Source organism: Acinetobacter sp. AG3 (assembly GCF_022343575.1).
GTDB lineage: Bacteria > Pseudomonadota > Gammaproteobacteria > Pseudomonadales > Moraxellaceae > Acinetobacter > Acinetobacter guillouiae.
On the sequence record NZ_JAKQZD010000001.1, the window covers coordinates 1,555,888 to 1,569,413 of the forward strand.

Annotated in this window: 14 protein-coding genes; 9 read left to right on the plus strand and 5 right to left on the minus strand. The window is 38.0% G+C overall.

What is annotated here, in order from left to right:
- Positions 1–4: 4 nt before the first annotated feature.
- The 5 genes from L3V46_RS07170 to L3V46_RS07190 all read right to left on the minus strand — a co-directional run bounded on the left by L3V46_RS07170 (position 5) and on the right by L3V46_RS07190 (position 4,481).
- Positions 5–892 (minus strand): hypothetical protein, encoded by an 888-nt coding sequence (locus L3V46_RS07170; protein ID WP_239045312.1) that lies wholly within the window; start codon positions 890–892, stop codon positions 5–7.
- Positions 889–1,893: a 2OG-Fe(II) oxygenase family protein gene (locus L3V46_RS07175; RefSeq protein WP_239045313.1), complete on the minus strand. Its 1,005-nt coding sequence runs from the start codon at positions 1,891–1,893 to the stop codon at positions 889–891. The genes L3V46_RS07170 and L3V46_RS07175 overlap by 4 nt, the downstream gene beginning before the upstream one ends.
- A 77-nt stretch (positions 1,894–1,970) precedes the next feature.
- Positions 1,971–2,852 carry an ABC transporter ATP-binding protein gene (locus L3V46_RS07180; RefSeq protein WP_239045314.1) on the minus strand — a complete coding sequence of 294 codons (882 nt, stop codon included), beginning with the start codon at positions 2,850–2,852 and terminating at the stop codon, positions 1,971–1,973.
- The gene (locus L3V46_RS07185) at positions 2,852–3,796 is read right to left on the minus strand and encodes an ABC transporter permease (RefSeq protein WP_004724654.1); all 945 of its coding nucleotides are present in this window, start codon (positions 3,794–3,796) and stop codon (positions 2,852–2,854) included. Before L3V46_RS07185 ends, L3V46_RS07180 begins: the two co-directional genes overlap by 1 nt.
- Positions 3,797–4,247: 451 nt before the next feature.
- Positions 4,248–4,481: a hypothetical protein gene (locus tag L3V46_RS07190; protein WP_004724652.1), complete on the minus strand. Its 234-nt coding sequence runs from the start codon at positions 4,479–4,481 to the stop codon at positions 4,248–4,250.
- A 277-nt stretch (positions 4,482–4,758) separates the two neighbouring features.
- On the opposite strand from L3V46_RS07190, the gene umuD reads away from it, so the two are divergent.
- From umuD to L3V46_RS07235, 9 genes are all read left to right on the plus strand, one after another.
- Entirely contained in the window at positions 4,759–5,370 is a 612-nt protein-coding gene (gene umuD / locus L3V46_RS07195) for a translesion error-prone DNA polymerase V autoproteolytic subunit (RefSeq protein WP_004822739.1), read from the plus strand.
- Positions 5,371–5,720: 350 nt separating this feature from the next.
- Positions 5,721–6,521: a pyrimidine utilization protein D gene (rutD, locus tag L3V46_RS07200; RefSeq protein ID WP_239045315.1), complete on the plus strand. Its 801-nt coding sequence runs from the start codon at positions 5,721–5,723 to the stop codon at positions 6,519–6,521.
- 731 nt (positions 6,522–7,252) lie between these two features.
- Entirely contained in the window at positions 7,253–8,368 is a 1,116-nt protein-coding gene (gene rutA, locus L3V46_RS07205; RefSeq protein ID WP_239045316.1) for a pyrimidine utilization protein A, read from the plus strand.
- 5 nt (positions 8,369–8,373) lie between these two features.
- Positions 8,374–9,150, plus strand: coding sequence for a pyrimidine utilization protein B (gene rutB, locus L3V46_RS07210; protein ID WP_239046761.1), 777 nt, complete (start codon positions 8,374–8,376; stop codon positions 9,148–9,150).
- Positions 9,151–9,238: 88 nt separating this feature from the next.
- Entirely contained in the window at positions 9,239–9,622 is a 384-nt protein-coding gene (gene rutC, locus L3V46_RS07215) for a pyrimidine utilization protein C (RefSeq protein WP_239045317.1), read from the plus strand.
- Between the two features lie 94 nt (positions 9,623–9,716).
- Complete coding sequence (rutF, locus tag L3V46_RS07220; protein ID WP_035371025.1) at positions 9,717–10,283, plus strand: NADH-dependent FMN reductase RutF; 567 nt, start codon at positions 9,717–9,719, stop codon at positions 10,281–10,283.
- A 24-nt stretch (positions 10,284–10,307) separates the two neighbouring features.
- Entirely contained in the window at positions 10,308–11,666 is a 1,359-nt protein-coding gene (gene rutG / locus L3V46_RS07225) for a pyrimidine utilization transport protein G (protein ID WP_239045318.1), read from the plus strand.
- A gap of 472 nt (positions 11,667–12,138) precedes the next feature.
- Positions 12,139–12,378, plus strand: a complete 240-nt coding sequence (locus L3V46_RS07230; protein WP_004724636.1) for a hypothetical protein — start codon at positions 12,139–12,141, stop codon at positions 12,376–12,378.
- A gap of 327 nt (positions 12,379–12,705) precedes the next feature.
- Entirely contained in the window at positions 12,706–13,458 is a 753-nt protein-coding gene (locus L3V46_RS07235) for a class II aldolase/adducin family protein (protein ID WP_056517856.1), read from the plus strand.
- Positions 13,459–13,526 lie beyond the last annotated feature (68 nt).

Genomic DNA, 13,526 nt, shown 5'->3' on the forward strand with positions numbered 1-13,526 from the left:
TTCCTTATAAGGCTATTTTTGCATGATGGAAAAGGTGATTTTCTTCATGATCAAACCAACTTTGGCTAGCAGTTGAAGTGCCCGTCAGTGTTGTAAAACAAAAATCTGCCTGAAATACATCAAGTGTGAAATATAAACGGCAATGTTCACCATCGATAATTCGCTGTTGTACCAGTGTGTTGTGATCAAGCTGTTGGAAATTTTCAAGATCAATCTTGCTTCCAACTTTGTCGGTGACAGTACTAAGATCAATGATCTGTTGATCAAAACTGATCGAAACCTCATAGTCTTGGATAGCTTCTAGACTGATCTGTTGCTTTGAAATAGCGTCTGTTAACGTCTCAGCAGATTTTAAAACCTGTTGTATATCGGGATGTCGAGACTTGGCAAAGGCAATAAAATGATCACAAAGGATCAAGCCGCCATCCGCAGGATAACTGGTATTTAACTCAGTATTTTCAATTTTAAATAAACGTAAGCCAAGATATATGCCGCGAGTCGCTTGTTGACGCCAATCCTCAACATAAGCATGGCTGGGTGAAAACTCGAGTATGGCATTGCCAATCGAATACAATTTGGCAGGTTCGGGCCATTGCACATGATTTTGATAATTACTGCTGAGATGCCATGAAAGCAATTGATTTTGAGCATCCCAAAGGGTATCGCCAACCCAACCTTGTCGTTCTAAAACGGGTGTTGATCGAGGGTCTTTTAAGCGTAAATCAATGGTAAATGTCTTGGATTGAAACCAATAGACGAGGGTGTTTTCATCGGTTAAACCATTGGCAAAGGTAATGCTCTTACGGCGGAAAGCACCCAATAAGTATTGGGGCAATAAACAGGTTGAGTCATCCGTTGGTTTAAGTTGTGTACAGAGGTCTAATAAGTTCATTTCGACTCCTCATTTTGGCTTAAACCAAATGAATAAAGCGGGCGGGCATTTTCAAGTTGAATTTCGCCCCGTGCCACTTTTTCTTTGAGATACTGAAAGGTTTGTGCGGTTTGATTAAAAAGATGTTCACCACCTTTTAAAGGCGCATATTGTGCAGGCTGATCTTTGATTAAAGGCTGAATTACATAGTCATAATCACAAGAGAAGAAAAACGGGAATGAATAGCGTTCTTCAGCCACTTTTTTTACACGATGTTTGGTTGCTAAATATCGGCCATTGGATAAAATTTCCATCATATCGCCAATATTCATGACCAATGTATTTTCAAGTAGGGGGATATCAATCCATTGCCCCGTTTTATCAAGCACTTGTAATCCGGGCGCTGTGGGTAAGAGCAAAGTAAAACATTCATAATCGGTATGCGCACCGATACCTTCTTTATCCTGAATTTCAGGATGGTAAGGATAATGAATCAGGCGAAGTTGGCTGGGAGCTTTGGAAATATGTGCATCAAAATAATGCTCATCTAGACCGAGTGCCAATGCAAAACTTTGGAAAATTTCATGCCCAACCGCTTTGATATGCTGATAATAGGCAGAGACTTGCTGCTTAAATATCGGGTCATCAGGCCACTGTGTTGGGCCAACCAAGGGGCGACGATCTGCTTGGCTCTGGTGATCATAATTGACATCATAGGCCTCTTTGAGATCATAACTTGTTTCAACAAAGCGTTCTTCACCGATTGGCACATAACCACTATGATTTTCTGATAAGCCAATATAATGCTGCATCTTAATGGCAGTATCTTGGGCAAAGTATTGCTGGGCAGTGTGATAAAGCTTTTGAAATAACTCAGGGTTAAATTGTTCTCCTGTTAAATATAAGAAACCAACATCTTTACATGCCTGATCTAAAGCGTGTGCGACCGTGAGTCGATCTTGAAGCTCAGGGCTGGAGAGTAGAGAAATGTCCACAAGCGGTAAAACATATGTGTTTGACATGAATATCACCAAGGTTGGCCGTCCAACAAAGAATTTAGCGATTTGGGTCGTCCCAAATGCTCTAAAAATCCGTCTGCTTATTGACCTGTACTGACTTGGGTCATACGCGGTATTTTGGGTAAGTCTTGTAGTGATGGATCAAGCTCATCTTCCTGAGCATGGACCAACTGATCCACTCGCGCTCTTAAATGTTGAAAAGCGGGAGTTGTCATAACATCTAATGAACGCGGGCGTGGTAAATCTACTTCAATAATTTCTTTAATTTCACCAGGATTGGCTTTTAACGCGACAATACGGTCAGCCAATAAAATAGCTTCATCCATATCATGCGTAACAAAAATAATCGTGATATCAATGTTTTGCCATAAATCCATTAAGTGCTTTTGCATCTTCTGGCGGGTATGCGGGTCAAGCGCACCAAAAGGTTCATCCATCAATAAGATTTTTGGTTCATTAACCAAAGCTCGTGCAATAGCAACGCGCTGTTTCATTCCACCTGAAAGTTGATGTGGATATTGGTTTTCGTATTTGTCTAAGCCAATAATATTGATCCATTCCCGTGCATGGGCTTCCGCAGTCATTTGGCTGGCACCTTTCATTCGTGGGCCAAACATGACGTTTTCTTTAACCGTTTTCCAAGGAAATAGGGTATAACCCTGAAATACCATGCCACGTTCAGGGCTTGGGCCTGTAATAGCTTCGCCATCGACCAAGATCTCACCACTATGGTATGGATCTAAACCTGCAATCACTCGGCTTAAGGTTGATTTTCCGCAACCTGATGGACCGATCACACAAATAAATTCACGCTTATGGATTTTAAGATTCAGTTGATTTAAAACGGTTCGTTCAGTTTTACCATGTTTAAATACTTGGCTGAGTTGTTTAGCCTCTAAGATGACAGGGCGTGCATAAATTTTTTGAAAATATTCAGCTGAATTAAAAGTTGAGTCATTCATTATTTTGCCCCTGCTTTCCATGCGAACATACGCTCGCCCAATTTCATTAATAACACATCACACACCAGTCCAATCACCCCGATAATCAAGATCGCAGCATATACATTGTCAAAGTTTTGATAGCGTGCTTGTTGGGTAATAAACCATGTAATACCTGAGGTCGTACCAATCAATTCAGAGACAATCAAATAGGTCCACGCCCAACCCAACAAGACACGTAAATCACGGTAAATATCTGGAAAAGCCGCAGGAATCACCACATTGAATAGGCTTTTAAGCTTATTAGTTCCAAGGGTATAGCCCGCTTCGATTAAGCCTTTATCGACCATACGGGTTGTATTGGCAATAATTAGGATTTGTTGAAATAACGTTCCAATTACAATAATTGCAATCTTAGGCGCATCATTGATTCCGAGAATGGCAACAGCAAGCGCACCGAATGCAGGTGCAGGTAAATAACGGAAAAATTCAACAAAAGGTTCTGTAAGTAGCGATATTTTTTGTGAGAAACCACAGAGGATCCCCAGCGGAATACCAAAAATTGAAGAGATTAAAAAAGCGGAAAAAACGATTTTAATACTGTGCCATAAGCTTTGATGAAACCATGGTGTATCTGGTTGTTCTGGCGGTGTGGTAAATGCAGTCACCAAGGCTTTAGCCACTTCATGTGGTGCAGGTAAGTAAATGGGATTAACTAAAATACCTTGTGGTGGTGCAGAATGGTGATCGACCGCATTTTGTGCCTCACTATAGAACACACTTTTTTCAACTCGGCTGCCAACTTGAAAATACGAGACACTACCAGAATCTGTAATTTGCACTTGAGGGTGCCAAATAAAAGGTAAATAACTGACCGCACACCAGAGCAAAATAGGGATCAGAAAAGAACACAAGCTCAGTAATAGCTTGTTCTTTTGACCAATTTCCTTTGCGACATAACCCATATTTACCGCCCTCATTTTAGCTTGAGTATTACGATTATTGAAAAACGTAATATTTATTAAGCAAAATAAGTGCCATGAATAAACAGGAGGGATTGGATTAGTCTGAGTATTTCAGCAGCTCGTGAATACGAGGTGATCAATGATCTTTATAAGTGACTGGTAAAGAACTCAGTAGAGGCTCAATAAAAGGACAAGATAATCAAGAAATGGATAAAGTAGGAATAACGAAAAAGAAATAATCAAACAAGAGATTATGGATGGTAAGCAGTTGATTCACAAGTTCAGTGCTTAAGACAAACATCTAAATGCAATCGATAGCGTGCTCAATTGAAAATTAAATCGTCGTTGTATCGAGGGGAATACAACGACATTTTAATCACGAAATACATATCAAATCATAAACTTCAGTTGAATATTTAAGCAGATCCAATTTTATTAGGTTGGCATCCGCTTAAAGTGGAAGAGGTTCTAAACCTTTGACAATATCACTAAATTCAGAACCATTGAGCCAAAATGATTTCTTTAAAAATAATGTGGTCATGATACTTTCAGCGATATCGCTATTGGTATTTTCACAAAATAAACCATACTGGCTGCCTAACACATTATTGTCTTCAATCAAACGAATATAGTAAGCATGTTGTTCGTCTGCATAACCAAGAATTGCATCACGTTGAGTCGCCATTTTTATGTCTCCACATAGAAAATCAATCAATTAAGTGCTTAAGTGGGATCAGAGAACTTATTCAAAAATATCAATAAATTAACAAGATGTCTGTATTCTAAATTATTGATTTATGATAAGTATATTGATTATCTTTGTCGTCCTTGTTCAAATAGATGTATCAAAACTGATCGATAGAGTTATTGTTATTCAAAAAAAACTTGCCGTCAACTTGAATTTGTAACTTTTTCAAGCTATATTGATTTTACAGGCTTTTATGAAGCATATAGGATAAATAATGTCTAAGAAAGTAGAATTTGAACACGGAGGTGCGAGAGCCAATGCTGGGCGTAAGGCACAGTTTAGTGAGCCGACCAAAGTCATCCGTGTCCCAGAGTCACAAGTAGATTTTATCAAAAACTGGTTACTGAAAAATTTCAAAAACGGCCAGCTCAGTGATTTAAGCTCTAGCATAAATATCCAGACCATTCAGCCTAAGAATGATAAGGTTTATCAGATTCCGCTTGCGACAGAACGAGTCGCTGCTGGCGTGCCATTTTCTGTTCAAGATAGTATAGAACAATCATTGGATATGAATGAATATTTAATTCGAAATGAGAGTTCTACCTTTATTGTTAAAGCAAATTCGCTTTCAATGCTTGATGTTGGTATTGATATTGAAGACCCCTTGATTGTAGATCGTAGCATTTCTGCAAAATCTGGCGATATTGTCATTGCCCGTATTGATAATGATTTTACCGTGAAGCGCTTGATGATTGACAAGCAGTTTGATCCACCGAAAGTTTGGTTAAAAGCTGAGAATCCAGAATTTAAAAATATTTATATTGAAGAAGGGCAAGAATTTGAAATTTGGGGCGTTGTAACTTATAACTTAAAACGGATGCGTTGATTGAAACAATCTATACGGATAAGGCTGAAAGTCTTTGCTATTTTAAAGCAACATTCTTGTTGCTTTTTTTATGATACATTAAAAAGATTTGATTCAATGTCCAAATTTTAATAGGTAGGTCTATGTTTGGGATGTCGAATTATTTGAAAAAGATTCATTTCATCAAAAGTCTTTTTAGTTTTATGTCAAAAATATTCTGATGTTATGTTGAGCGTGTAAACGAATAGGATAAAAAATCCGAACGTTAACATTCTTTATCAAAAGCCTCAAAAAAACCAACCTAAACATAACAAGTATTCGGCATATTTTTTGCTGTTATTAAATGAACAAATTAATAGAATGGTAAAACAATGAGCTATCGAATTTTTCCTTGTGTTACTCAGCAAGATGCTGAGATTGTCGTTTTATCTTCAGGTTTAGGTGGGCACGCCTCATTTTGGCAACCACAAATTGAAACCTTAACCCAATATTTTCAAGTGCTTGTTTATGATCAAGAAGGTTGTCATGCAGATTCTGATGCATTGCCAACATCATACTCAATCAAAAATATGGCCAAACAAATTCTCGATATTCTGCATCAACAACAGATCAAACAATGCCATTTTATTGGACATGCTTTGGGCGCAGTCATCGGGGCAGAATTGGCGGTTTTGGTTCAGAATACAGATATATCATTAACCAGTCTCACTTTTATTAATGCTTGGGATGCGCTTGATCCGCATACACAGAAGTGTTTTCAGGCACGTATGACTTTATTAGAAAATGTAGGTGTTGAAGCTTATATACGGGTACAAGCTTTATTCCTATATCCGCCTGCCTATATCTCAAAACATATTCAAAAAATTCAGGATATTGAAAATTCTGGATTTGATGATTTTCCACCCATCAACAATGTATTGGTACGTATGAATGCATTGATGAATTTTAAAATTTTACCTGAACATGTCGCAGCTTTGGCGAAAACAGATGTGTATTATATTGCCAACAAAGATGATTTTTTAGTGCCTTATCAAAAGAGTATCGATCTTAAAAAAGTATTGGGGCATGGCGTATTAACACTGTTGGAAACAGGAGCACATGCATCCTCAGTAACGGAGAGTAAGACATTCAATCAGATTTTAATTCAAAATTTAGTAGAAGAGGTGCTATAAACCACAACCTAAAAATGGATTCACATCAATTGTGCTTAGCGGCCACAATCTACAATGGCTGGTGATATAAAGCAATCAGTGCTGAACAAATTCAGTAGATTTATGATGTAGTAAAAAATGGGCTACTTCTGCCAATTGTTGTCCTGTACGATTTATATTTTTTGACGATATCTGAGGCCAAACTAGGATGAAAGGCAGTGCTTTCTTTAGAAAATGAAAGTTAGGACAAAGCATAACAGCTGCTAATAGGATTATTAATATTGGTTATGTTACTCATAAAGAATATATGCAAGATTGCCTCGATTAGCTGTTGAGGATGCTTATAAAATATTATAAATATTGATTTTGTTATAGCTTTAATTGCGGTTTAAATTTTGATTTTTATTGGATTATTTATTGTATTGAAATACTGGTTTATTAAAAGCCAATTGTTATGCCATCGAACCGCATTTTTATGCGGTTTTTTATTTTTTGTTCAATCAGATTTTAGAATTTTCAATGATCTAAAATGACGCATTTATGCACTATTTTAGTTTAATTTTTTTGCTTAAGAAAATCATAAATTTTACCAAAAGGTAAAATAAAAAATAATAATTAAAATTTTTGCAATAAAAACAATTGTCTAAATTTAGTGGCATGCAGTATGCATTATTAATAATTATAAGCTGAGTGAAGTTTTAAATTTTTGATCAGATTTTTTTAGAATGTTTTTTGTCCAGTGAGGTTTAGCTATGAAAATTGGTGTGTTTTGTCCGATTGGAAATAATGGCTGGTTGCTTTCAGAAAATGCACCGCAATATAAGCCAACATTTGAGTTAAATAAACAGATTGTACAACGTGCAGTGCATTATGGTTTTGACTTTGCATTGTCGATGATTAAATTGCGTGGTTTCGGTGGTAAAACTGAATTTTGGGATTATAACTTAGAAACTTTTACATTAATGGCGGGTTTAGCTGCCGTCACCAGCAAAATTAAAATTTTTGCGACAGCCGCAACTTTGGTGATGCCACCAGCCATCGTGGCACGTATGGCATCTACGATTGATTCAATTTCAAATGGACGTTTTGGGCTAAATGTTGTGACGGGTTGGCAACCACCAGAATATACCCAGATGGGGCTATGGCCAGGGAATGATTATTTCTCTAAACGTTATGATTATTTATCTGAATATGTCGAAATTTTACGTGAACTTTGGACAACAGGAACATCTGATTTTAAAGGTGAGTTTTTCCAAATGGAGGATTGCCAAGTTAAGCCTAAGCCGCAAGCTGATATGAAAATTATTTGTGCAGGCCAGTCTGATGCGGGCTTAGCATTCTCTGCAAAATATGCAGATTATAATTTTGTCTTTGGCAAAGGGTTAAATACACCAATCGCTTACGCTGAAATTAATGACCGTTTAAAAGTACATACCGACCAAACTGGAAGAGATGTACAAACCTATGTACTGTTTATGGTGATTGCCGCAGAGACAGATCAACACGCCATGGCGAAATGGGAGAGCTATAACCAAGGGGCAGATCTAGAGGCGATTAATTGGTTAATGAACCAAGGCGGCAAAGATCAAACATCGGGTACAGATACCAATATTCGTCAAATGGCTTCAAGTGTTTCACCCGTCAATATCAACATGGGAACAATCGTTGGTTCTTATGAAAATGTAGCCAAGATGCTAGATGAAATTTCTACAATTCAAGGTACAGAAGGGATTCTTTTAACTTTTGATGATTTTATACAAGGAGTTGAGGATTTTGGACAACGTATTCAACCGTTGATGAGTTGCCGGAAAGAGGTTGTTGCAAGCTATCAAAAACCAGCTCAACCCGTTTTGGAGAAAAGCGCATGACTATGATGAATGACGCTAAAGCTGTAGAACATCTGGTCTGTACAGATTTTACCGCACATGCAGGAACCGGCAGAGTCTTAAAAGCAGAACCAGAATCAATTCAGCTTGCACCAGAACAAACGGCGCTTATCGTGATTGATATGCAAAATGCGTATACCTCAATCGGTGGTTATTTAGATTTGGCAGGTTTTGATGTTTCCGCCACTCAACCTGTGGTTGCCAATATTAAAAAAAGCATTGATGCAGCACATACCGCGGGCATCCAAGTGATCTATTTCCAAAACGGATGGGATGAGCAATATATAGAAGCAGGTGGCCTAGGTTCTCCTAACTTTCATAAATCCAATGCCTTAAAAACCATGCGTAAAAATCCTGATTTACAAGGCAAGTTATTGGCAAAAGGGGGGTGGGATTTTGCATTAATTGATGAGTTAAAGCCTCAAGCTCAAGACATTGTGATCGAGAAACCACGCTATAGCGGTTTTTTTAATACGGCGCTGGACAGCATTTTACGTGCTCGTGGCATCCGAAATTTAGTTTTCGTTGGGATTGCCACCAATGTTTGTGTGGAATCAACCCTCAGAGATGGTTTTTTCTTGGAATACTTTGGTGTGGCGCTTAAAGATGCATGTTATCAAGCGGGTCCTCCAGCAGCGCAAGAGGCAGCCTTATATAACATTCAAACTTTTTTTGGATGGGTGTCTGACACGGCATCATTTGTAAAGACATTTAATACTCAACAGGCACAGCCAAATCACGTCACTTTCAGTCGAACGGCTTAATGGTTTTCAACAGGCTATGTGTCTTGTGCCTTCTCTAGTATTGAAGTCTATGGTGAAGATGCTTTCAGGAAAAATAAAGGAATTCAAAATGTCGAAACAAGTTGTGATCCCAGCAGGTACGGCTAAGCCCCTTGCACCTTATGTGCCAGCAACCAAAGCAGACAATATTGTTTATGTCTCAGGTACTTTGGCTTTTGATGAAAATAATGATGTGGTCTGTGTCGGTGATGCCGCAGGGCAAACCCGGCATATTTTAGAAACCATTAAAAGCGTCATCGAAACTGCAGGTGGGACAATGGATGATATTACCTTTAACTCAATATTCGTCAAAGATTGGGCGGATTATGCCGCATTAAATGGGGTCTATGCTGAATATTTTCCCAATGATAAACCCGCTCGATATTGTGTACAGGTCGGACTGGTTAAACCCGAAGCCTTAGTAGAAATTGCATCTGTAGCACATGTGGGATAGAGCATGTCTAGATTTGTCTATGCGTTTTAATCATTTTTTTCAAAAAGAATTTTAACCTCGATGAACATTTGCGCATTGAGGTGGGAGCGTCATGATGCAAATGATCAAACAGGAAAGTGCACTTACTGGTGAAATAATTGAGTTTAACACGCCGTGTGAAGCCAATGTCCATTTAGAAATCGATCAAGCTATCTTTAGACAAGGTATGTCTAACCTAGGTGCTGCGGTCAATGTGATCACCACCAAAGGTGATGCAGGGCAGGCAGGTTTTACTGCATCCGCAGTATGCAGTGTAACGGATTCACCTCCAACTTTATTGGTATGTCTTAATCGGGCTGCTTCGGTATATCACATTTTTTCTGAAAATAAAGTTTTGTGTGTCAATACATTGGGTTCAAATCAAGCCGAATTATCGAATCTCTTTGGTGGCAAAACACCGATGCAACAGAGGTTTGCGCAAGCTGAATGGAGTGAACTGGTGACAGGTTCTCCCGTGTTAGATAACGCCCTAATCTCATTTGATTGTGAAGTGGTATCCAGTCAAGTGGTCGGCAGCCACGATGTATTGTTTTGTCAGGTCAAAGCAATTCGTCACAACCCAAGTTTAAATGCGCTTCTATATTTCAAACGCAGTTACTGTGAACCTCAAAATGTATGTTGATCTCTCAATATGGGGACTTAGAAAATGGCGACAAAAGAACCATGGTTTACATCATTTAAACCATACACAGGAAATTTAGATCATACCCCTGTGCAAATTGATGAATATTTACCTGTCGGAAAAAGTATCGTTTTGGGCTTGCAACATGCATTTGCAATGTTTGGTGCAACAGTTCTCGCGCCTTTGTTGATGGGCTTTGATCCCAATTTAACTATATTTATCACAGGTATCGGCACAATTTTATTCTTCTTGATGACGGGTGGAAGAATGCCAAGTTATCTCGGATCGAGTTTTGCATTTATCGGTGCTGTTGCAGCTGCAACGGGCTATGCAGGTGTGGGGTCAAATCCGAATATTGCCTTGGCTTTGGGGGGGACCATCGCTTGTGGTTTGCTGTATGCCGCGATTGGTTTAATTGTCATGAAGACGGGAACGGGTTGGATTGAAAAGTTGATGCCACCGATTGTTACGGGGGCAATCGTGATGATCATTGGACTAAATTTGGCACCCGTCACCATTAAAAGTGTTTCAGCAAATTCATTTGATACTTGGATGGCAATTCTAACCATTCTGTGTATCAGTGCGATTGCTGTATTTACCCGAGGCATGATGCGTCGCTTATTATTGTTGTTGGGTTTGGTCTGTGCATATGTCTTATATTTTATCCTTGCCAATGTAATGGGCTTTGGCAAAGCTATCGATTTTGCAGTCATCAGCAATGCTGCATGGTTAGGCCTACCACATTTTGTTGCACCTACGTTTAATGCCAATGCCATGCTGTTAATTGCGCCTGTGGCAATAATTCTTGTCGCTGAAAATTTAGGTCATTTTAAAGCAGTATCTGCAATGACGGGTCGTGATTTATCACCTTATATGGGGCGTGCTTTTTTTGCCGATGGTGTATGTACCAGTTTATCAGCTTCTGTTGGTGGGACAGGGATGACAACCTATGCTGAAAATATTGGGGTTATGGCTGTCACTAAAATTTATTCAACTACTGTCTTTGTGATTGCTGGGATCTTTGCCATTTTGTTGGGCTTATCACCTAAGTTTGGAGCGGTGATCAGTACTATTCCTGTTGCGCTTTTAGGTGGTGCTTCGATTGTGGTGTTTGGTTTAATCACAGTGGCTGGTGCAAAGATTTGGATTGATAACAAAATTGATTTCACTAAAAACAGTAGCTTAATTATTGCTGCGGTCAGCTTGATCATGGGGGCAGGTAATTTTAGTGTACATATTGGATCATTTGATCTTGGAGGAATTGGTACAGCAACTTTGGCTGCAATTTTATTGAATCTATTTTTAAATCGTGGAGAAAAACAGCCCGATGAGATCAAGCTAGAATCAAGTGATGCTGCAAAGTCCATATCACAGTCTTCTTAAGGCAAAGGGATAAGATTGTGACTTCAAATGATTAAACAGCAGATTTTACCGTGAAAAACGTGGCATTTATTGGTTGTGGGGAATGGGATTGTGTATGACATCTCATTGAGCAAAAGTTTGTACACGAGTGAAATATGGAATCGTGATTTTGCAAAGGTCAATCACATGCACAAAAATTAGGACGCTCGCAGTGAGTTTGTAAGAAGCGCTGCAAGCAGAGGTGATTTTTCCTTATTTGACTATAAGTATGAAAACAGCATATAGGGGATGAATTCAAGCTTTCATATTGCAATTTTAAAGCGATTGTTGGGGAAATTCTGATTCATATTCATGGATGAAATTTATACAGATATTGTGGTTTTTTATGGTGATGCCCTATGCGACAAATTTTGTCGCATAGGGCATTTTTCTATCTAGTATTTAATTCTCCAATAAATATAATAGAACCTGTAAGCACGATGAGATTTAAAATATGAAAGACTGGATTAAGATACGCGAAATTTTAAAAAACATTCAAAATCGACAAAATAAAAATCAGGCTATTTACTTAGTCGGTATGGTTGATTTAAACGAACTGGATATTTCATGGTTGATTGATGAAGACTACATTGAAATTGATGATGCTATTTCTTACTTAGACAATAGAGATATTGTTTTTATTAAGGATTTAACTTTTAAGGGTAAGAAATTGCTCTATCAGCTCAGTATTTAAATCTATTTTTTATAACAACGAATGAGGGCGTTTTATAACAATAATGAAGAATTAAAATAAATAATAATTTAATTTTTTAATTTAATAAAAACAAATAAAAGATAAAGCTTTATTATAATAATTTAATAAGTATAAATAATAATAAAAAATATGATAATTAATAATTTTAATCCAAATCAATATTCAATTATTGGTTTGGATTTTTTATATTCTGTAAACTCAAATTTGATGCTTTAGTCGCCATTCACGAATTAAAACTTGTTAATTTGTTGAACTCTCGTTAAAAGTAATGATGTTTTATACATTGGCAATAAAAAGGATTTTAGGATGAAACGTCCAAAGCATATTGATAAGGCTGAATGGGAAGCACGTTGTCAGTTGGCAGCACTGTATCGTTTAATTGCACACTATAGAATGACCGATTTGATTGATACCCATATCAGTTTACGTGTCCCGCATGAGCCTGATCATTTTCTGATTAACCGCTATGGGGTGACATTTGATCAGATGAAAGCATCAGATTTGGTGAAGATTGATCATGAAGGGAATATTGTGGCCGATTATGACCAAGGGAAAATGGTCAATGTTGCAGGTTTCGTTATTCATTCTGCCTTGCACCATGCCAAAGATGATATTCACTGTGTTATTCATACCCATACGGCAGATGGGATTGCGGTGTCTGCACAAGAAAAAGGTTTATTGCCTTTGTCGCAACATGCACTGAAATTTTATAATAATATTGCTTATCATGAATATGAGGGCATCGCTTTTTCCACCGCAGAGCGAGAGCGTTTGGTTGAGGATTTAGGCAATTATCGTTGCATGATTTTACGTAATCATGGTTTGCTCGCCACTGGTAATAGTATTGCGAGAGCATTTCATGAAATTTATTTTTTAGAGCGGGCGTGTCAAGTTCAGATCAAAGCCATGAGCAGCTCAAAACTGCATTATCCGAGTAAGCAAATATGTGAATATACGGTCAAGCAATTTGAAAGTGATGCCGCTGAACCGATTATTCAGGCCGCTTGGAATGCTGCTTTATCATTGATTAAAGATCAGAAAAAAGATTATTGCGCTTAAACACTGCTGCTAACTTATTCAATAAGCTCGACATAAAAAAACCTCCATATATTACATACGGAGGTTTT